The sequence below is a fragment of the Enterococcus sp. AZ080 genome (assembly GCF_051714945.1).
Classification (GTDB): Bacteria; Bacillota; Bacilli; order Lactobacillales; family Enterococcaceae; genus Enterococcus_B; species Enterococcus_B pernyi.
Genome location: NZ_JBIOSV010000001.1, coordinates 458,363 through 480,000, shown reverse-complemented (window position 1 = coordinate 480,000; position 21,638 = coordinate 458,363). Strand labels below are relative to the sequence as shown.

The window sequence follows — 21,638 nt, the reverse complement described above, 5'->3', positions numbered from 1 at the left end:
GCGACTTCGCGACTCGTTGTACTTCCCATTGTAGCACGTGTGTAGCCCAGGTCATAAGGGGCATGATGATTTGACGTCATCCCCACCTTCCTCCGGTTTGTCACCGGCAGTCTTGCTAGAGTGCCCAACTAAATGATGGCAACTAACAATAAGGGTTGCGCTCGTTGCGGGACTTAACCCAACATCTCACGACACGAGCTGACGACAACCATGCACCACCTGTCACTTTGCCCCCGAAGGGGAAGCTCTATCTCTAGAGTGGTCAAAGGATGTCAAGACCTGGTAAGGTTCTTCGCGTTGCTTCGAATTAAACCACATGCTCCACCGCTTGTGCGGGCCCCCGTCAATTCCTTTGAGTTTCAACCTTGCGGTCGTACTCCCCAGGCGGAGTGCTTAATGCGTTAGCTGCAGCACTGAAGGGCGGAAACCCTCCAACACTTAGCACTCATCGTTTACGGCGTGGACTACCAGGGTATCTAATCCTGTTTGCTCCCCACGCTTTCGAGCCTCAGCGTCAGTTACAGACCAGAGAGCCGCCTTCGCCACTGGTGTTCCTCCATATATCTACGCATTTCACCGCTACACATGGAATTCCACTCTCCTCTTCTGCACTCAAGTCTCCCAGTTTCCAATGACCCTCCCCGGTTGAGCCGGGGGCTTTCACATCAGACTTAAGAAACCGCCTGCGCTCGCTTTACGCCCAATAAATCCGGACAACGCTTGCCACCTACGTATTACCGCGGCTGCTGGCACGTAGTTAGCCGTGGCTTTCTGGTTAGATACCGTCAAGGGGTGAACAGTTACTCTCACCCTTGTTCTTCTCTAACAACAGAGTTTTACGATCCGAAAACCTTCTTCACTCACGCGGCGTTGCTCGGTCAGACTTTCGTCCATTGCCGAAGATTCCCTACTGCTGCCTCCCGTAGGAGTTTGGGCCGTGTCTCAGTCCCAATGTGGCCGATCACCCTCTCAGGTCGGCTATGCATCGTGGCCTTGGTGAGCCGTTACCTCACCAACTAGCTAATGCACCGCGGGTCCATCCATCAGCGGCACCGTAAAGCGCCTTTCAAAACGAAACCATGCGGTTTCGATTGTTATACGGTATTAGCACCTGTTTCCAAGTGTTATCCCCTTCTGATGGGCAGGTTACCCACGTGTTACTCACCCGTTCGCCACTCCTCTTTTCCCGGTGGAGCAAGCTCCGGTGGGAAAAGAAGCGTTCGACTTGCATGTATTAGGCACGCCGCCAGCGTTCGTCCTGAGCCAGGATCAAACTCTCATAATATGCTAGTTCCTCACAGCGAAAGCTGATGTGGAACTGTAGTTCGAAATTTACTTTCGAACATCATATAGTTCATTTGTTAAGCTCAATTGTTTGCTAGCATATTGCTTGCTTGTTAAAAATGTTTGTTGTCTTGAATTGAATCAAGACGCCCTACACATTTGGTTTGTCTTACTTTGTTCAGTTTTCAAAGGTCTACGTGATAATTGAAACACAACTGCCTCAACTTATCGTTTGTGATTGCCGTAGCAACTTTTATATCTTAGCAAACTCTCGGATGATTGTCAACTATTTTTTAAAAGTTTTTTCAACTCGTTTTTCACGAGGTCGTTTTAGCAACTCACTTATAATAACTTGTTGTTTGTTATTTGTCAACAACTTTTTTTATCTCTTCTTTTGTAGAGACAACATTCCTTGATGATTTTCTCAAACAACACTAGTTATATTAACATGTGTTTTTCTATTCGTCAAGCATTATTTAAAGTTTTATTTACACTATTAAAATCAGTAATAAACAAAAAACAACAAAAAAAAATATACCATTTATTCTATTTAGTTGTCAATCACTATTTCTGATAAATCTATCTGGTATACTTTCAATTTTGATCCTCTTTATAGTAGAAATACGAAAAAGTCGAAATGTTTTATTTTGGAATATACGATTTGCCTCTTACACTTTTTGCTAGTTATCACTAGTTTCTTTACGAAAAATATGCAACGCGCCTTTGGTAATAAGCCAAAAAACCAGAGAACAGGTAAGTGAGATTTTGATTCTTTGGCTTGTTACTAAGGAAAAACCGATGATCCCAATTGCCTTTTTCAGTATGTAACACAATTGGATACAGTCTATTCATGTAAAATCAATTGCTCCATCAATCGTTGATCGTAGCCAACAAACAGCGCATCATCGATGATGATCAAAGGACGTCTTAAAAGATGACGTTGCGTTTTGCACAAAAATAGAAGTTGATCTTCCTGTTTTTTTGGAAGTCCAGCTTTAATTTTTTTGAATTCAAATGACCATGTAGTAAATAATTGTTCAATATGTGCATTTTCAAAACTACATAACTCTTTGACTTCTTTATTACTTAAAGCTCTACTTTCTAGATCAACAAATTGATAAGATAAGTTCTTTTTCTCTAACCATTGTATGGCTTTAACCGTTATGGTGCAATTCGTTGAACTATAGATTTTGATATTCACAACGTCTCCTCCTATTCTTACGAATACAAGACACTATGTTTCATATAAATCAAGTTTCTTGCGACACCTCGTATTTCTCTAGGAATAAATGCTCGTATTTCATCTTCATTGAATCCAATCAATACTCTTTTTTCATCAAGTAGAATCGGACGTCTAAGTAAAGATGGGTATTCTTTGAACAAGCGGATCATTTCTTTTAAGGATAAATCATTAAAATCGATCCCTAATTTCTCATAAACTTTTGAACGAGTAGAAATAATATCTTCGACTCCACCTTCTGTTGCGGCCAATATTTGTCGTATCTCATTTTCTGACAGAGGTTCTGCAAAGATATTCTTTTCTTCAAAATTAAGATGATTCGTTTGTAACCATGCTTTGGCCTTTCTGCAAGATGTACAGCTAGGCGAAGTGTATAGTTTTATCATTTTCTCACTCCTTTTTAATTGTAATCCCATTCTAAACGTAATATCAAAATAATGCCAGTCATACGCTATCCCCAAAATAAATAAAATTTTTTTTTGTTCATAAAATCGTTATTTAAACAATCAATTAAAGGTTATATTCTTTTTATAAACAACGGTTATTTAAAATTTACATAAATAATTATAGTTATTTATTTTTTTGAATAAAAAAGCAAAGCAAGTGTATTTTTACTCGCTTTGCTTTTCGTCATTTATTTGATTTTTTTACCTTTACAACCTGTTTCTTTAATAAAACGTGAAGGTTTTAATTTTCTTTTCCCTTTAAACTCAGGTACACATAAATAAAGACGATTCCTTGCTCTAGTCATTGCGACATAAAAAAGACGTCTCTCTTCCTCAATCGTCGTTAATGGTTCGATTTTCAACTCACTTTTCAGTCTTTTGTCTTTTGCTACCGCACCATTGTAAGGAATCATCCCTTCATTACAACCGATTAAAAAGACGTTACGATAACTTAAACCTTTGCTTTTATGAATACTCTGGATACATAAGGCATCTAGTTTCCCCTTACGATAAGCAATCAACCTTGTTTTCAGTTCTGCTGCAATTCCTTGGATCTCAAGATACAATTTTTTCAATTGCGGGATCGTTGGATATTGTCTGACAGTCTCCAGCAACCATTCTTTGTCACCTTGCTCGATTTCTTTATTCGGTCTTGGCAACCGACAATAGGCCTCAATCAGTGAAACACATGACCGCTTCGTTGGTTGATCAAATGTTTCTAGCGCGCTTACAAATGTCTTTAGTTCTTTTTCTCTAGCTTCTAAATTAGGCCGCCGTTTTAAAATATAAGCGACAATATCTTGGTCACTGTTTTTATTAGAGAAAAATTGGTCACATTCATTTGTTTTCAGATAACAATTAATCATCAACTGTCGTAACAACTGCTGGTGTGCTTGCACTTTTATCGGTGTTGCCGCATCATACCAACCGATAAACTTTTGATAAAATTGATAAAAAAGCTTAATTCCATAGATTCCCGCATATTGGGTATCTGCTTCTATTACAAATGGAATATCTGTTTGGATCAAACGTTGCACCAATGCTTGTGTTTGTGATAATGAGCGATATAAAATAATAGATTCTTTGTATTTTCCTTTGTCTTCTATAAAAGCATATACTTGCTGAATCAACCAGTCACTTTCCTCTTGTACCGTTTTAAATGATAATGCCTGTAATACGCCTGGTTCCTTTTGTGCTGGTACCATCGCTTTAGGTATGCGATCCTCTTTATTGTACGTGATCAATCGATTAGCTCCTTGAACGATCGACGCTCGCGAACGATAATTGGTCAATAGAAAGAGTGTTTTTGTTGGATATTCTTTTTCAAACTGTTTGATATAATCAGGTTCTGATCCTCTAAAGCCATAGATACTTTGATCATCATCTCCAACGATGATCAACTTGATTGGCGAGTCTTTCGTAATCAACTGAACGATTGCCCATTGCAAAGGATTCGTGTCTTGAAACTCGTCGATAAACAAGTAATCGTATTTTTGACCTACATATCTTCTGACATTTACATGAGAGAGGGCATTTTTCAAATTTTGTAGAACATCATTGAATTCAAAAAGTCGTTGCTTTTGTTTTTCTTCATATAGTTCAGTCATTAATTGATCCATACGCTCAGAGATAGGTTGACGTGGGTCTTTTTCAATGGAATCAAATCTCTTTTTGATCAATTGGATGATCTCCTGTTGGGAGAGATTCATGTTTTGCCAATAATCCAATCGGTTAGCAATCGTTTTCTCACCATACTGATCGAAAGAATATAGTTGATATTTTTTTATTAGTTTCTGCAGTAAAAGATTTACTTTATATGGTGTGTCTTTAGAAAACTCACCTTGAATCCCTTCGGCAGAAAGATCCGGAAACTGCCGTTTGATATCACTGTACAGACGATAAAAAATACTATGAAAAGTTCCGATCGTTACATTCGTTTTTCTTTGACTAAAATTATCCACCCGTTTTTTCAATTCATTGGCAGCATTTCGAGTAAAGGTAATCATTAAGATCCTTTGCTCTTCTACTTGTTCTTCATTCATCAGATATACAGCTTTCGCACATATCGTTTGTGTTTTTCCACTTCCTGCACCTGCAATGATTCGTAAGTGTTTGCTCATATCATAAGTGATTGCTGCTTTTTGTTCATTATTGAATCGATTATAAGAACGCTTCTCAATATGTTCAAAAAATGATTCATTTGGCTGTTCTTCCTCATGTTGTTCTTCTACCAACCCTGGTGCTTCCCCATATGCAGCTTCATAACTAGCAATTATTTCTTCTTGCATTCGAAAAATTTGTTGGAGCTTTTTATATTTTCTTTCCCAATGGCTGATTTCTCTTTGCAATCGAAGAATTTCTTTCTCATTTTCTTGATTGATCATCTTCCCCATCTTTCTTTTATTTATTTTCTACTCCATTTATTTTCTTTATACTACCAGACCTTTACAAAAAATAAAATGGGGCTTCACCCTTTTACGATCGTGGTCTTAGGAAGAAACAAAAGAAACTCTACTATCAACTGATGTATTTGATGAGTTCCTAAAACTACATGAGAACGCCAAAAAAGCAAAACCCACTTTTCCTTTACCTTTCAAAGGAAAAATAGCCAGTCAAATCCAAAAATGATTTTCCATCATTCAAGATTTGACTGGCTATTTATCAAAATACTATTTTTCATTCATGAACAGTTACTATTAGTAGCTGTACTCTTTCACTGCACTTGACTTACGAACGACTAATTGCCAGTGTAAATTGTGTGCAGTTTCATTGTCTTCATCTGCGCAATTGAGAACACGAACCATCAAACTATTCTCATAGATTTTTTCAATTTCTGCTTCAATTGGAGAACAAAATAAATCTGATACAAATGCGTACGTTTTACCGACTTCAAATAGATTTTCATTTTCCATGCTATTTCCTCCATTATGTTGTGCATACGGCACAACTTCTTTTGATAAAATTTCTAATCTGTTACCTTTATTGACAAACCCACCTTCTTAAAGGCTTGCATTTTAACATAGAAACTACCTTGTTGTTGATATCAGAAGGCAACAACAAAAGGGGAAGGGGAGTTGCTGCCTTCTATTAAGAAGTTGGTAAAACAAAAATATAAGAACGTGTCACTTACATTTATCTTCGCAACCTCTACTAATTTTTAACATAAATTTTTAAACATAACACAGAAATATCATAAAAAGTTCTTTTGGCATCAAAACTGTTAAATAATCTCACTCTTTTTTGGTATAATCGTACGTTTAGTTGAAAATTTAAAGATGATTTGATAGTTTTACAGGAAATTTTTTAATTATTTAGAGATAAACATGTCTTTTATTTTTTACATAAGAAAAAGCTTTTCATTCTTATATAACAAATATGTTACAAAATTCACTTAGTTAACGATTTTGATGTCAAAACGTCCTTTTATGAATCGAAAAACTTTTTTTATGTCTTTTCGCTTATTATAGTATTCGGAGGTACGTATAGAGATGAAAAATAAAGTGGTAAATCGAATATTGGCAATATTATTCAACGGAAAACAAGATGAAGAAGATATGACTTACATCCAAGTGAAGTTTGCTCTGGAAGTTTTGCTGAACAATCTTGGAAAACTTGCTGTCGTTTTTGTATTTTCTTTATTGACAGGCACGTGGGCAGAAACAGGAATGACTTTCCTTTCATATATCTGTATTCGCAGATATGCTTACGGTCTCCATTCCGATTCTGAATTTGTTTGCTTACTTTGGACTTTGCTTTATTTGTGGGGGGTTCCCTTAGTAATGAAACATTATCAATTGACTTTCTCTTTCCCTATGATGGTCCTTTTGTTAATTGTTTGTTTTTTCCTTTTGCTTCGCTATGGATCAAGAGGCACAGCCCTTAACCCAATTGCACCAGAGAAACGCCCACCCCTACTAAAAAAAGCAATTTTCATGTATCTTTTATTTGCAGTACTCACATTATTTTTCTCTGCTTCTTACTTTTCTACCTATTTACTACTTGGGATTATTTTAGAAATAGCTACGTTGCTTCCAGTTACAAATTACATGATGAATATTGGAGGAATTTTTTATGAAAAAAACAATCGTTAAACAATTAACTAACCTTTCTGATTTCTTTGTATCTGGCTGCTGCTTCGGTATGAGCTCAGAATTTAAAATACCTGAAAAATTAAAAAAATAATAATATAAATATGCTATAATTTGGGAAAACGCAATGGGAGCTGTGCTTTATGTTTTTGTGGTCCATAGCCTTGCAATATCTGATTTACACAAGTTCTATCTTAATCATCAATTCCCAAATTAAAAATAAATACCTATTTTCTACGTTTAGTCTCTTGGCAGCAGCCCTGTTGGGAATACTTTACCCGATTTTAGGTATTTTTTCTGCACTTGTCGCAATTGCCATGTTGAGTCTACTTTTCTTTTTCTTTTCATCCTCGCGCCAACATATGATCTACGCATTACCTTTGGGATTATTAGCTTCCATTTTAGGCGATCATTTGACGAGCGTTGCGGATTTTTTAGTATTGGAATCTGCTGTCATTGAACCTGGAGATGCATTACAATATTTCCATATAACTGTATCAGCGATTTTATCTTTATTATTTGCGTATGGATTCAAAAAGTTTTTAGATAATTGGTCCGCTAGTGTTGACCGTCGAATGATTGGTACAATCGGTTCATTGGTTTTACTTACCTACTATATCATTATTTTTTATACACGATTTTCTGGTGAAACGCCAAAAGTACTAGCATTAAATACGAGCTTTTTTATCCTTTATCTGTGTGTCGGCCTAATTATCTTGATTTACTATTGGAAAATATCAAATAAAAAGATGGCAGATCAATTATTGGAACAACGCATCCAATTGCAGCAAGATTACATTAGAGATCTAGAAAAAAATTATCAAGAGCTTAGAGAGTTTAAACACGATTATCAAAATCTGTTGTTTTCTTTGAATAGTTATATTTCTGAAGGCGATCTTGAGGGCTTACAAAAATATTATAACCAAACGATTTTACCTACACGTGAAATGATGAATCTCTTCCCAGCAAATCTTAGCTTACTAGACAAAATGAAGGTACCTGAAATAAGAAGTCTATTCTCTTTAAAATTAATGATGGCACAAGAAAAAGGTATCTCTGTCCAATTGACCGTTCCAGATGAAATCGTCATTGGTAAAAAATATACGATCAATTTGGTAAGAATGCTTGGTATTATTCTTGATAATGCAATCGAAGGTGCAACAGTAACCAAAAAGAAAAAAATCGAAGTACTGATCATCAAGAAAAAACAGTCGTTGATGATACGTGTCATCAACACTACTACGAATACGTTTCCATTGAGTAAGTTAAAACAAAAAGGCTTCTCGACGAAAACAAATCCCAAAAATGAAGGATTAGGTTTATTTATTCTTGATGAGTTAACAAAAACGAATCCTTATCTTTTTCTTGAAACATCGATTGAGAATCAGCGATTTTCACAAACAATCCATATACAATTAAAGGAGTAATTTTATGATTCCCATTTACATTTGTGAAGACGATCCGAAACAACTGGAAGTCATCTCTACAGTAATCAAGAATCGGATCATGATTGAAAATTTGGATAGTTATGTCCATATTGCAACTTCTGATCCTATTGAACTCCTCAATGCAGCAAGGATACGTACGTCTTCTTTTGGTATTTATTTTTTGGATATCGAACTGAAAGACAGTGAATTAGATGGCATTGCCATTGGAAAACGAGTACGTGACTTGGACTCGCTTGGAAAAATCATTTATGTTACTTCACACACCGATCTTTCCATGACGATTTTGAAAAGCAACATTGAGCCGACTGATTATATCATCAAAGAAGATATTTTTGATCTTAAAGAAAATGTTGAACGTATCTTAAGTAAAATATTCGAAGATTTCCAAACTGCGCCATTACAAAAGGATATTTTTAGAATTGAATTCAATGATGAAATCAAATTTTTACCTATTCGAGATATCCAATACTTTTCTACTGCTCAAGGTACTCCTCATAAACTGGAGGTCCATTTGACACATGCCCAAATGCAGTTTTACGAGAAGATAAAAGATATCGAAAAGAAAAGTCAACACTTTATCCGCTGTCACAAATCTTATGTCATCAATACCCAAAATGTCCAAACAATCAATAAGAAAACACGAGAAGTGACTCTATCCAACGGGGAAGTGATCCCTGTTTCGATTCGTGGGCTAAAGAAGTTGATTTCTTGAAAGACAACAAAATAAATAATTTCTTTTTAATAAAGAAACGAAGAATGAATGAAAAAGTCGTAAAATCCTCTTTTCCATTCATTCTTCGTTTTTTAGTATCGTTTAATGCGCGATCATTTCTTGCGCGATTTCTTTTCCAGTCATTTCTTCCGGATAGAAAGTTGGCCAATTGTCCATTTCTTCTAGTAAAGCTTCTTGGCTTTCATTTCCTAAATAGATATGGAAATGGTCTGATTTGGTAGGCGCAATCGAGTGGTCACTGAATTGTACATACTTGAACGCACCAGAATCAGGATCTTCTGCTTCAAACAAGAAACGGACACCGCGATTACCTGCTGAATAGTTCAAGATTTCTTTACCAGCATAACGGTATTTCGATTCTTTAACTTCGCCATCCTTGAAAGTAAAGATCATCGTATCATCTTTGATCTCAATTTTTTCGACATCTGTTTTGTAGCCTATTTCATAGTATTCACGATACTCTTCAGCTGTCATATCTGGATTTGTTTTGGCTTTATATTCAAATACTTGATCAAACGTTCCATCTGCCATATACGTATCGACAGTTTGCCAGATACCATTCCAATCTGATAACGGGCGATCTTGGACCTCTGAATCTTCAAAATAACCATTATAAACTGTTTTTTCTTTTTCAGGTTTCAATGTATCTTCTAATGGATTTTCAGTATCCGTAGTTTTTTGGAGCGCTTTTAAGTTTGCTTCCATGATTGAAATGTACGTTTCACCGTTATCCATTTGCTCTTTTGTCAATCCTTCTAAAGGATTCAATACTGCTAACGATACGCCTGCTTCAGTAGCTAAAGTACGAGCGATACTGTCTTTGGCATTCTCTTCAAAATAGATATATTCAATCCCATGGTCTTCAACAAATTCTTTTAACTCGGCAATTCTTGCAGCAGAAGGTTCTTCACTTGAAGAAAGACCGGCAATTGGTACTTGATTAAGACCATATTCTAGAGCTAAATAATTGAACGCAGCGTGTTGGGTCACAAATGATTTTTGTTTTGCTTGACCTAATGTTTCTTTAAAAGTGTTGTGTAGCGTTTCTAATTCTTCTAAATAAGAGGCAGCATTTTCAGTGAATGCTTCTTCTTTTTCAGGATATGCCTCAATCAATTGGTCACGAATCGTTTCTACTTGCTTCATCGCTAGATTAGGAGCTAACCAAACATGTGGATCTAATTCATGTGAATGACCGTTGTCTCCGTGATCGTGATCATGGTCTTCATGATCGTGGTCTTCATCGTCATGATCGTGGTGATGGCAATGACCATCCCCAGGCAATAACAACATTCCTTCTGTTGCTTTGATTGGAAGTACATCGCCCTCTTTTAAAGTATGTTCAATTGCTGGAACCCAAGTTTCCATATTTTCATCATTATAAACAAAAACATCAGCATTTTGGATTTTTGCCATATCTCTTGCAGAAGGTTCGTAGTCATGTGAATCTGTTCCAGCTGGAATCAATAATTCAACATTTCCCTCCTCACCAACTACTTGCTTCGTAAATTCGTACATTGGATAAAATGTCGTCATTACATTCAAGTTTTCATCATTTTGTGCATTTGTATTTGTTGCAGTATCTCCTGTGCCACAACTTGCAAGGATCCCTGTCAACAGTAATCCTCCTACCACCTTGATCCAACGTTTCATTTTATTCGCTCCTTCTCATCTTCTTTCTCTATTTGATTACGATTAATAAATGCAAATCGTAATAGTTACGTTTTAGCAACAGGAATTAATTTAGCATAGAATCAAACCAACCGTCAAGCATTATTACTAAATTTATTTTATTATCGAAATTCGATTGATTTTTCAACTGTATCATTTTCTTTTTATACCCGTTTCAGATTATAATAACTTGGAGTAGGACAAGGTTGTGAAAGAAGCGTTTTGACCTGAGCAGTAAGATGGAAAATCAGAAAATAGCTTTCCATATTTTTTGATTTTTCATCTTACTGTTGAAGGTCAGCTTTTCGAACACCGTTTATTAGGTTGTGAGAAAGATGTTCAGCTCCAAGTAGTAAAACAGAATTTGAGAAAATAGCTTCTCATATTTTTCACCGTTTGGCTGACTATTAAAAAGGCTTCATTCGATCTCAATAGTTGCTTCGTGAGAATAGCCCAACCCAAAAACCAACTACTTATTTCAAGAGAAAGGAGAACTATCGTGGAAAAAAAACCGAAAGAATCTTCCCGACTGATTCGTTTTTTAGGAGGGAAAACTTCGTATTACGTTCTAGGATTACTTGTGATGATCGCGTTGGTCATTTACTTTTTCCAAAAGATTGCTTTTATATTCAAACCACTGGTTGTCATTTTTATCACGACTTTACCACCAGTCCTTTTTGCTTTGGTCTTATATTATTTATTAGAACCTTTGATCAAACGTCTCAGCAAGAAACTCTCACGTAATCTGTCAGTCATTTTAGTTTTTGTTATTATTTTATTGCTGATTGGCTTAGGAGGTGTCTGGCTATTTCCGTTTTTAGAACAGCAAGCAACCACATTGATTCAACAACTACCTGACCTATTCCAAGATTTCCAACAAACGTTGAAGGACTTTTTAGCACAGACACCATTTTCTGACTCGTTCAATCAATTCTTTGCATCGATTGATGATTTCACCGATAACTTTACTTCATTCATCGGTAACTATTGGCAGAGCGGTGCTGAAAGTCTAGGAAATCTATTCTCAGCGGTCACAACGACCTTTATCACTTTATTTACTGGTCCGATCATTGCCTTTTTCCTTTTAAAAGATCCGCACAATTTTTATCAATCGGTCTTAGGTATCGTTCCACCAAAATTTCGCACAGATTTTCGGACTTTGACTAAAATTGCGAACCAACAATTAGGTGCTTTCTTAAAAGGACAAATCATCGCTTCTTTCATTCTAGGCGCCGTTTACTGGGTAACTTTCTTATTGATTGGCTTAGAATTTGCAAGTATTCTGGCTATCGCTGCTGGTTTATTATGTATTATTCCTTATATCGGTCCATTCATCGCTTTCTTTCCGGGACTATTCATTGCTTTTCAAGATTCGACTTTCATGGCTGTAAAATTTGTGATCGTCTGGTTCGTTGTCCAGTTGCTTCACGGAGATCTTGTGGTCCCTCGTGTGATGGGTGATCGGTTACAGATCCACCCCATCACGATTTTGATTGTCTTATTAGTCATGGGAGATCTTCTAGGAATCATGGGCGTCATTTTTGGTATTCCGATCTATACATTGATCAAACTACTCGTTGTTTTTCTCTTTAGAAAATTCAAACAGCGTTACAATAAGTTTTATGGGGATCAAGGAGTTTATCAAAAAGCTGATTTTTCAGAGAAGGATTACTTTAAGTAACAAAAAAGGATAGGCGTGAGACATGAGTCCACTCCTATCTTAAAAAAACTATACGGTATTCATCGAGCAACATTTCAGAGATAAGCAAATCCCATAAATAAGCAGCAAAAGCTATTCATGCTTTTGCTGCTTATTTTTCAAACTATTCGTTTGTCACAGTCTCTACTTTCCTTGCACTAATAGTGCGACTGCTTGATAAGGCTGTAACTTCATTTCTTTTTCAACTGTCGTTGGGTAGTTACTGATCAATACTTCCGCACCTACAAATTCTTCCGGTAATTCCACCGACGTTTCTTTCGCGTAAAAATTGGTCAGAACTAATAATTTTTGATGATCGGTTTGTCTAAGATAACCATAGACTTGTGGATGCTCAGGTGCATAGGCTTTGTAGTCACCATTAGCAATCACTGGATATGTTTTTCTTAGTTGGATCAGTCTTTGGTAATAGGCAAAAATCGACTGTTCTTGCTTTTGCTCGTTTGCTACATTAATTGTTTGGTGCTTCGATGCTAAAGGTAACCAAGGTGTCCCTGACGTGAAGCCAGCTTGTGGTTCATCTGTCCACTGCATCGGTGTGCGTGAGTTATCTCGTGACTTTGCTTTAATTCGTCGAAAGGCTTCTTCTGGCGTGAATCCTTGTTCTTGTAACAGGTTATATGCGTTTAAGCTTTCAATGTCTCGGTAGTCAGAAATCGAATCGAAGTCAGGATCGATCATCCCGATTTCTTCTCCCATATAGATATACGGAGTACCTCGATTTAAATGGATCATCGTGGCCAACATCTCTGCCCCTTGTTTACGGTACTGTTCGACATCGACAAAACGATTTAAGGCACGTGGTTGGTCATGGTTATTCAAAAATAGTGCATTCCAGCCATTTCCTGCGCTCATTTCTTCTCCCCAAGTATGGAACAAACGCTTTAACTCTTCAAAATCAAATGGCGGAGTTGTCCATTTATTGCCATTTTCATAATCGACTTTCAAATGGTGGAAATTAAATACCATTGACAATTCATTTCGTTCAGGTGACGTATATAAAAGACAGTTTTCGATAGTCGTTGAACTCATTTCTCCTACCGTTATGATTTCAGGGTCTTGGCCAAACGTTTCTTTATTTAAGCGTTGTAAATACGTATGAGTAATTGGTTTATCTGTGTACTCGGCTTTCCCTTCATTTTCCGCGTTGTTTTTCAGTTCCTCGTCTTTTCCGATCACGTTGATTACATCAAAACGGAACCCTTTGACACCTTTATCCATCCAAAAACGAACAACTTTGAATAATTCTTGTTGGACTGCTTCATTACGCCAATTCAAATCAGCTTGCGTTTTATCATACAAGTGTAAATAGTACTTTCCTGTTTCGCCGAATGGCGCCCAAGCGTTCCCACCGAATTTTGATACCCAATCTGTTGGTTCATCTCTTAAAATAAAGAAATCTTGATAATACTTATCTCCAGCTAATGCTTTTTGGAACCATTCATGTTCAATAGAGACATGGTTCAATACCATATCTAGCATGATGTCGATCTGATATTTTTTTGCTTCAGCGACTAGCTCTTCAAAATCAGCCATCGTACCGAATAATGGATCGATTGCTTGATAATCAGAGATATCATACCCATTGTCTTTTTGCGGGCTTGGGTAAAAGGGGTTCAACCAAATCATATCAATGCCCAATTCATTTAAATAAGGCAATTTTTCTTTGACTCCTGGTAAATCACCAATCCCATCACCATTCGTGTCACGATATGACTTGGGATAAATCTGATAAATCACTTTTTCTGTAAACGCCATAAGCCTGTACCTCCAGCTGTTTTTTAACTTATATATACAAGTTGATAATCCAATTATATATGAAACGTAAGCGTTTGTAAATCAATGACGCTAGGAAATGTGTGCCATCATTTTTCCAGCAAATATTTTACGTTAAATCGATCATTCACGCCGCGCTCAATTCATTTAACTATTTATTTTTTTACAAATTCCTTTTTCAAGAAAATAAATTCTTTTAGTTATGTTATATTTAAGTATAGGGTCGTGATATAAATCAGCTTGTAGCATCTAAAATCGATTGAACAGTCTTCAAGTAACATGCTTTTTTCATACATACCCTAAACGATAAAAAGCCAAAAAGCGGAGGATCTCTACTATGACTTTTTTAAAACGTTCCAAATTATTTGCAACACTTGTTTTACTTAGCTTGACAGGAATCACTATTTTTATTTTTTCTAAGATCACTTTTATTTTCAGGCCACTCGAAGCGATCATGGCAAGTATCTTCTTGCCAATCTTGATTTCAGTTTTCGTATTTTATATTTTTCTTCCAATATACAATCAACTCCTCAAATATATAAAATCAAGAACGCTTGCGGTCACACTGATGATGCTACTGATTTTGTTAACTGTGTATTTGACCATACAAGTGATTTTACCGATCATCATTTTGGAAATCAGTAAATTTATCGGTCAGGTTCCTCAAATTCTTTATGTTTTGGCAGAAAATCTAGATGGTTCCTTATTAGAAGAACGCTTGCTCCCATTTATTGATACACTGGAATTGAACCAATTGACACGTTTTGTTTTACAATTTGTTTCAGGTGCCACTTCAAGTTTAGTCAATGTATTCGAAATCGTTTCGCGCTCTGCGATCATTCTCTTTACGATTCCACTCTTACTGATTTATATGTTCAAAGATGGCGACAGGATTCCAGCTATATTGACACGCTACACGCCTAAGAAATTCCATCAGTTAGTCAGAGATTGGTGCCATGATTTCCATTTAGCAGCTTCGACCTATATTAGTGGCAAGCTTTTAGTCTGCACGTATGTAGGTGTGGGGAGTTATCTTGTTTTTAAAGTATTAGGCTTGCCAAATGCGTTATTACTTGCCTTGATTTGTGGATTGATGGATATCATTCCTTATTTTGGTCCGTTTATTGGTGCTGCACCGGCTTTACTGTACGCATTAAGTCAAGACGTTAAAACAGCCTTACTCTTAGTAGCTTTCATCACCTTGATTCAATTTGGTGAATCTTACTTGGTGTCTCCTCTAGTGATGAATAAGATGATTCATATCCATCCAATTGCGACTGTTTTTCTTTTACTTGTCGCTGGGAACTTGTTTGGCTTATTAGGAATGATCCTCGTATTGCCGACGTATACGATCATTCGGGAGATGATCCGTAGCTTTATTCGCTTTAAGAACACTACTGATACAGCTAATTCAACTCATCCAACTGAATAATCCTAGGGATAAACGGGGAAATTTACCGTTTATCCTTTTTTTGCTTTGCCCCGAAGCTCTCTTTATCTATTCTCCTCTATTTTTCAACAAAAAAACCGTTTATTGCAATCTTCTTTTTCAAGAATAAGCAATAAACGGATCAGAACTATCGTTTGATCTATTCTGTTGGTTCATCGATGAAACGTTGGACCTTCATCTTCAACTGATATTTTTTTCGTAATTCAGCAATCTCCACCATCATCTCTGATTTGTGGTGACGATCGATTGCTTCTTGATTTGTCCAGCGATCCACCAATAAGATCGATTCAGCATCTTCTAAAGGAATAAAATACTCATAACGTTCATTTCCTTCTTGCGCACGAATGCGTTCGACGATTCCTCGCTCTGTCATTTCTTGGGCAAATGCTTTTGCATTGCCTTCTTTACCGCTATATAGGATATTCACAGTAATACTCATCTTAGTCCCCCCACTCGTTATTCATTTGATTTCAATGCATCGATCATATCAATATGCTTCAATTTGAAATGAGTGACGATCATCACGATCACCGTGAATAGAATCGTCAAAGCAGCGGATAGTGTATAAGCAACCCAGGTAATAACTAACGGGAAAATCACTGATTCCATTGAAGCTTGGCGTAAGATAAAGTCGGTCAGCACATAACCGATCCCAAATCCTCCAAAAATCCCTAATAAAGTAAAGATGATATTTTCTCGAACGATGTACATCGTGACTTCTTTATCAAAAAAGCCTAATACTTTGATCGTAGAAAGTTCACGTACTCGTTCAGAGATATTGATATTCGTTAAATTGTATAAAACGATAAACGCCAATAAACCAGATAGAACGACGAAAATGATGACCACTGCATCTAAATTTGAAAGAGATTCTTCTTGGTTCTTGATCTGTGTCGAAATAAAAGAGGTATTAGTAACCGCCCCCGTTTTCAATAATTCTTCTGAGAGTGTATCCTCTTCTTCTTTCGACATCTTTTCTGTTTTGAGTAGATACGCATTGGTTGTCATTGGCTGTCCAGAAATCTCTTCATAGTACGTTGGACTCATATAGACAAAATTACCCAAATAATTTTGCAAAATGACTGCCACCGTTCCATGTAATTTTTGTTGATCGTCATCATACATTTCCACCGTATCACCGACAGATAAATCGAATAATTCTGCCGCTTTACGTGTAATCGCAAGCCCATGATCTGGTAGTTCTACCGATTGATCGTCCGTTGTTTTCAGATGGATGAACGTTTCTAATGCTTGTTCATTTTCTGGTACCATCAATGTCAAACTTTGTGATGCTTGGCCTTTTTTACGTAGTTCAATCGTTTGCGAATCAACCGCTAAACGATCAGTGATCTTCGCTTGATCATCCATTGCATCATTGATTTCTTTTTGACTCGTTTCATCAGTTTGATTGGTCGTTACGATCGCTTGATAATCAATGATTGGTCCAAACTGTTTGGCAGAAACCGAGCTAAGCGAATCCTTTAGCCCAACTCCTGCGACCATCAATCCTGCACAACCGGCAATTCCGATGATTGCCATGAACATCCGTGATTTATAACGGAAAAGATTACGATAACTGATTTTTTGGTTGAAGCTTAAACGTGACCAAAGAGGAGTAATGTATTCTAAAAGAATTCTTTTCCCTGGTTTCGGTGCTTTAGGCTGTAACAAAGCAGCTGGTCGTTCGCGTAGATCTTTGAATAGAACTAACATCGCTGCACCAAAAGCAGCAATGAAGAACGCAATAGCTGCTTGGATGATTGGTGGCCAATCATAGAAAATCACCGCACTGCCAATATCATAACGTTCGTTTGAAAGCTCAAAAATGATCCGTGGCAAAAGATTGGTTCCTAATATCGTTCCTAAAATGATTCCGATACCTGAAGCGAGACAAGCATAAATGGCATATTTTTTGGCAATCTCCAATTTACTGTATCCTAAGGCTTTCAATGTACCGATTTCTCGTCTATTTTCTTCTACCATCCGTGTCATCGTGGTAAAAGTGATCAATGCTGCAATAAAGAAGAAAAAGACTGGAAAGACATTTGCGATGGCTGCGATGCGTTCAGCTAGATCGCCAAATTCCTGAAAGCCGACATTTTCCGATCGTTCTTGGAAAAGATAAGTTGGCTTGGCTAATTCATTGATTTTTTCTTCATTCTCCGCAATAGACGCTTCGGCCTCTGTTAGCTCCGCTTCTTTTGTTGTCAATTGTGCTTCTTGTTCTGATAATTGACTTTCTTGTTCCGCTAAAGCACTCAATGCCGGTGTTCGCTGCGGTTCAGGTAACTGCTCCAAGACTTGACGTTGTTGATCAATCTGCGTTCTCGCTGCTTCTAATTGACTTTTCGCATCAGCCACTTGTGATTTTCCGGCTGCGATTTCTTGTTTTGCAGGGGCTAAAGCATCCTTGCCCTCTTGCTTCAGCTGTTCTAAACGTTGCTGCGGTCGCTCTTCAAACAACCCTTCCAGCTTTTCGATGTTTTTTTCCATCTCTTCTTGGTATTCTTCACTGTACGTATTTAAATCGTCGACATTTGCAAAGTCGAGATATAATACGGATTGGATATCTGTTTTAAAATTATCTTGTGGGACATAGGCAAAGTAATCAATACTCCCGTTCCCTACATTTGCAAAACCTCGTTCTAAATTATTGATGAATAACGGCGAGCGGACAAAACCTGTAATCTTGTACGCCGTCTCTTTCAAGTCATCTGATTCAATCGTGTAGGTGTCACCGATGCTGTATCCTTGATTTTTTGCCTTCTCATCTAGTACAAGTTCATCATCCGATTGTGGCAAGCGACCATCGATCACCGTCAACTGATTTTGTTTCATATCTGGAGCGTAAGAGAATACTTGGACAACTTCATTTTTATTGGCATTCGCGTAATATAGTTGTTTGCCCGTTTCAACGGTTACATCTGAGAGTTTTTCTGCTTCTGCAACATCTTCTTTCGTCAATCCTGCTGTCGAAACGATCTGTAGATCAGAGAGTTTACCTGCCCTGACATATTCATCCATCGTTTTTTGCATCACAGGACCAGCTGTCTTGACGCCTACATATAAGAGCGTGCCGAGTAAAATGATCAATATAATCGCGATAAAGCGGCCTTTTGATTGGCGTATTTCACGAAATCCTGCTTTGAGGTAAGTTCTATTTTTCATGGCAAACCTCCTTACCAAACAAGTTCATCGATAGATGAAGGCTGTTCATTCAATTCGACTGCACGGACTTTTGCATCGTTGATATGGATTACTCGGTCAGCGATTGGTGCTAAAGCCGAGTTATGTGTAATGATCAAAACGGTATTGCCATGTTCACGACTAGCATTTTGCAACAATTTCAATACTTGTTTTCCTGTTTCAAAATCCAATGCGCCAGTTGGTTCATCACAAAGTAATAATTTTGGGTTTTTCGCAAGCGCTCGTGCAATCGACACACGTTGTTGTTCGCCCCCTGATAATTGTGATGGGAAATTATTTAACCGGTGCGCAAGCCCAACTTGTGTCAAAACTTCTACAGGATCTAACGCATTTGGCGAAACTTCTGTTGCCAATTCAACATTTTCTTTTGCAGTTAAGTTAGGAACAAGATTATAAAATTGAAAAACAAAGCCAACATCTGTCCGGCGATAAGCCGTTAATTGTTTGTCATTGAATTGAGCAATATCTGTTTCATCAATAATGATCTGTCCCTCATCCGGTGTATCCATCCCACCTAAAATATTCAATACCGTTGATTTCCCTGCTCCACTAGGCCCAAGAATAATCACTAATTCTCCTTTTTCAATGGAGAATGAAATATCGTCATTCGCTGTAATCGTTGTTTCGCCCATCTGGTAACGCTTAAATTCATTTTTTACTTCTACATATTTCATAAAACTTCCACCTTCATTCTCCCGTTTATTTATCTATTTGGTAAATCTCTTATATTTTAACACTGAAATGAAAGGTTGTGAAAAAAACCTTTTCAAAAGAGGTCGTGAAAGGCACGTTCAGCACAGTGGCATAAGAAAGAAAAATAGAAAATGGTTCTTTCATTTTTCATTTTTTGTCTTATGTCCGAAGTGTTGTTCCTTGAACACCGTTTACAAGAGGTCGTGAAAGGCACGTTCAGCACAGTGGTATAAGAAAGAAAAATAGAAAATGGTTCTTTCATTTTTTATTTTTTGTCTTATGTCCGAAGTGTTGCGCCTTGAACACCGTTTACAAGAGGTCGTGAGAGAAGCGATTAGTACTGAGTAATAAGAGTGGAAAAGCTAAAATGGCTTTTTCATTTTTTGATTTTTTTGGCTTATTTTATTATTGAAGTTTTACTTCTGGAATACCTTTTATTCGGTTCTAGGGTGTGCAAGATGACGAATATCACAGAATCATCATTTACTTCTTTACGTATTCATGGGAAAATGACACTAAGAAAGAGATAGGAGTATAGCAATGGCAAAGAAAAAAGTGACGATCAAAGACGTTGCGAAACATTCAGGCGTATCCATCGCAACTGTCTCACTGATCTTGAATGGCAATGAAGCAAAATTCCATCCAGATACGGTCAAAAAAGTAGTAAAAGCAAGAGACGAATTAGGTTACCAACCCGATTACATTGCACGTCAAATGATCACAAAGAAAACAAAAACCATCGGTGTTCTTGTCCCTGATATCACCAATCCTTTTTTCAATACGTTGATGCAAGGGATCGAAGACTATCTTTACCAACAAAATTTTGTCACGATTCTATGCAATGCAGATTTTGATCATCAAAAAGAAACGGATTATTTACTTGAGTTGACGCAACGTGGTGTCGACGGGTTTATTATTGCCTCTTCGGCTGTCTCAACGAAAGCCCTTCAAGTTTCTTTGAAGAAACAAGGGAAACCATTTATCGTATTAGATCAGAAAAAAGCAGAAGGTTCTAGTGATGCGGTCTTAACAGATGATTATCAAGGTGGGTACTTAGCCGGTGAGCATCTACTAGGCTTAGGTCATCAGGAAGTTGCTTTAGTCTATCCACAACAGACACCTCAAAATGTCCAAAATCGGATAGATGGTTTCTTAGCAGCGTGTAAACATGTGGATCATTCTGAGAAACAGATTCATTGGTTCCCTACTCACTTTTCAAAAAAAGGGGGCTATGAAATCGTTCCTGATTTACTTTCCTCTGCTACTACAGCGATTTTCGCATTGAATGACGAACTAGCTTTTGGTGTATATCGCGGATTAGCGGAGCATGATAAACTCATTCCCGAAGATTATAGCATCATTGGCTATGATAATATTGATATGTGTGAATACATGAAGCCTAAATTAACGACCATTGCTCAACCCATTTTAGAGTTAGGTAAAGCGACTGCTCGTTTACTCTTAGAACGCATCCAACACCCTGATAAATCATGGGAAGAACTTTTATTGCCCGTAGAGTTGATCCAACGTTCCTCAACTCAATCGATCGATCTCTCCGCCCCTCAATAACACGAATATTTGTTGCGAATCAATGATGACTGAACCTGTTATCATTGGTTTTTTAAATAATGCGTTATTTTATATTTTTATTTCTTCCATAAAAAGCCAGCAACCAAGGCTTTTTTACGTTCGTTATTTAACAAAATGTTTTGAAGAATTGATAAATCTTTGGTAAACTTATAGTAAGTGTACTCATTTCCCCCAAAATTTGTGCCCCCACAAATGAAATAGGGTACATCAAACAATGAATGTTCAAACGAAATGAATAGCTACTTAATACTTTTGTCCAATGTTTATTTGTTTTTTATTCGTGAATCATGATTGA

The 21,638-nt window shown here is 37.1% G+C and carries 15 protein-coding genes and 1 rRNA gene (1 of these 16 cut by a window edge); 6 read left to right on the top strand and 10 right to left on the bottom strand.

Annotation, left to right across the window (positions count from 1 at the left end):
* From IGK01_RS02245 to IGK01_RS02225, 5 genes are all read right to left on the bottom strand, one after another.
* Positions 1-1,285 (bottom strand): 16S ribosomal RNA (locus tag IGK01_RS02245) (it extends 276 nt beyond the left edge of the window).
* Positions 1,286-2,128: 843 nt separating this feature from the next.
* Positions 2,129-2,485 (bottom strand): ArsC/Spx/MgsR family protein, encoded by a 357-nt coding sequence (locus IGK01_RS02240; RefSeq protein ID WP_023519089.1) that lies wholly within the window; start codon positions 2,483-2,485, stop codon positions 2,129-2,131.
* A 17-nt stretch (positions 2,486-2,502) separates the two neighbouring features.
* Positions 2,503-2,910: a transcriptional regulator Spx gene (spx, locus tag IGK01_RS02235; protein ID WP_010736342.1), complete on the bottom strand. Its 408-nt coding sequence runs from the start codon at positions 2,908-2,910 to the stop codon at positions 2,503-2,505.
* Between the two features lie 248 nt (positions 2,911-3,158).
* Positions 3,159-5,363, bottom strand: coding sequence for an ATP-dependent helicase (locus IGK01_RS02230; protein WP_438840473.1), 2,205 nt, complete (start codon positions 5,361-5,363; stop codon positions 3,159-3,161).
* A 303-nt stretch (positions 5,364-5,666) separates the two neighbouring features.
* Positions 5,667-5,882: a hypothetical protein gene (locus IGK01_RS02225; RefSeq protein ID WP_010736344.1), complete on the bottom strand. Its 216-nt coding sequence runs from the start codon at positions 5,880-5,882 to the stop codon at positions 5,667-5,669.
* Positions 5,883-6,458: 576 nt separating this feature from the next.
* Here IGK01_RS02225 and IGK01_RS02220 point away from each other — a divergent pair.
* From IGK01_RS02220 to IGK01_RS02210, 3 genes are all read left to right on the top strand, one after another.
* A complete protein-coding gene (locus IGK01_RS02220; protein ID WP_010736345.1) occupies positions 6,459-7,061 on the top strand; it encodes an accessory gene regulator B family protein in 603 nt (200 codons plus the stop codon).
* Positions 7,062-7,201: 140 nt separating this feature from the next.
* Positions 7,202-8,485, top strand: a complete 1,284-nt coding sequence (locus tag IGK01_RS02215; RefSeq protein ID WP_019723361.1) for a sensor histidine kinase — start codon at positions 7,202-7,204, stop codon at positions 8,483-8,485.
* Positions 8,486-8,489: 4 nt separating this feature from the next.
* Entirely contained in the window at positions 8,490-9,218 is a 729-nt protein-coding gene (locus IGK01_RS02210; protein WP_010736348.1) for a LytR/AlgR family response regulator transcription factor, read from the top strand.
* A 102-nt stretch (positions 9,219-9,320) separates the two neighbouring features.
* On the opposite strand, the gene IGK01_RS02205 is transcribed toward IGK01_RS02210, so the two are convergent.
* Entirely contained in the window at positions 9,321-10,892 is a 1,572-nt protein-coding gene (locus IGK01_RS02205; protein WP_438747575.1) for a zinc ABC transporter substrate-binding protein AdcA, read from the bottom strand.
* A 517-nt stretch (positions 10,893-11,409) separates the two neighbouring features.
* On the opposite strand from IGK01_RS02205, the gene IGK01_RS02200 reads away from it, so the two are divergent.
* A complete protein-coding gene (locus tag IGK01_RS02200) occupies positions 11,410-12,591 on the top strand; it encodes an AI-2E family transporter (RefSeq protein WP_010736350.1) in 1,182 nt (393 codons plus the stop codon).
* 162 nt (positions 12,592-12,753) lie between these two features.
* On the opposite strand, the gene treC is transcribed toward IGK01_RS02200, so the two are convergent.
* Positions 12,754-14,385 carry an alpha,alpha-phosphotrehalase gene (gene treC, locus IGK01_RS02195; RefSeq protein WP_023519084.1) on the bottom strand — a complete coding sequence of 544 codons (1,632 nt, stop codon included), beginning with the start codon at positions 14,383-14,385 and terminating at the stop codon, positions 12,754-12,756.
* A gap of 355 nt (positions 14,386-14,740) precedes the next feature.
* Between treC and IGK01_RS02190 the strand changes: the two genes are divergently transcribed.
* On the top strand, positions 14,741-15,835 hold the full coding sequence (locus tag IGK01_RS02190) for an AI-2E family transporter (RefSeq protein WP_077151905.1): 1,095 nt from the start codon (positions 14,741-14,743) through the stop codon (positions 15,833-15,835).
* Positions 15,836-15,992: 157 nt separating this feature from the next.
* On the opposite strand, the gene IGK01_RS02185 is transcribed toward IGK01_RS02190, so the two are convergent.
* From IGK01_RS02185 to IGK01_RS02175, 3 genes are read right to left on the bottom strand one after another with little or no spacing between them, the layout of a single operon-like run.
* Entirely contained in the window at positions 15,993-16,292 is a 300-nt protein-coding gene (locus tag IGK01_RS02185) for an antibiotic biosynthesis monooxygenase family protein (RefSeq protein WP_010736353.1), read from the bottom strand.
* Between the two features lie 17 nt (positions 16,293-16,309).
* On the bottom strand, positions 16,310-19,021 hold the full coding sequence (locus tag IGK01_RS02180; RefSeq protein WP_010736354.1) for an ABC transporter permease: 2,712 nt from the start codon (positions 19,019-19,021) through the stop codon (positions 16,310-16,312).
* A gap of 11 nt (positions 19,022-19,032) precedes the next feature.
* On the bottom strand, positions 19,033-19,734 hold the full coding sequence (locus IGK01_RS02175; protein WP_010736355.1) for an ABC transporter ATP-binding protein: 702 nt from the start codon (positions 19,732-19,734) through the stop codon (positions 19,033-19,035).
* A gap of 559 nt (positions 19,735-20,293) precedes the next feature.
* Between IGK01_RS02175 and rbsR the strand changes: the two genes are divergently transcribed.
* Positions 20,294-21,322 (top strand): ribose utilization transcriptional repressor RbsR, encoded by a 1,029-nt coding sequence (gene rbsR / locus IGK01_RS02170; protein ID WP_023519081.1) that lies wholly within the window; start codon positions 20,294-20,296, stop codon positions 21,320-21,322.
* Positions 21,323-21,638 lie beyond the last annotated feature (316 nt).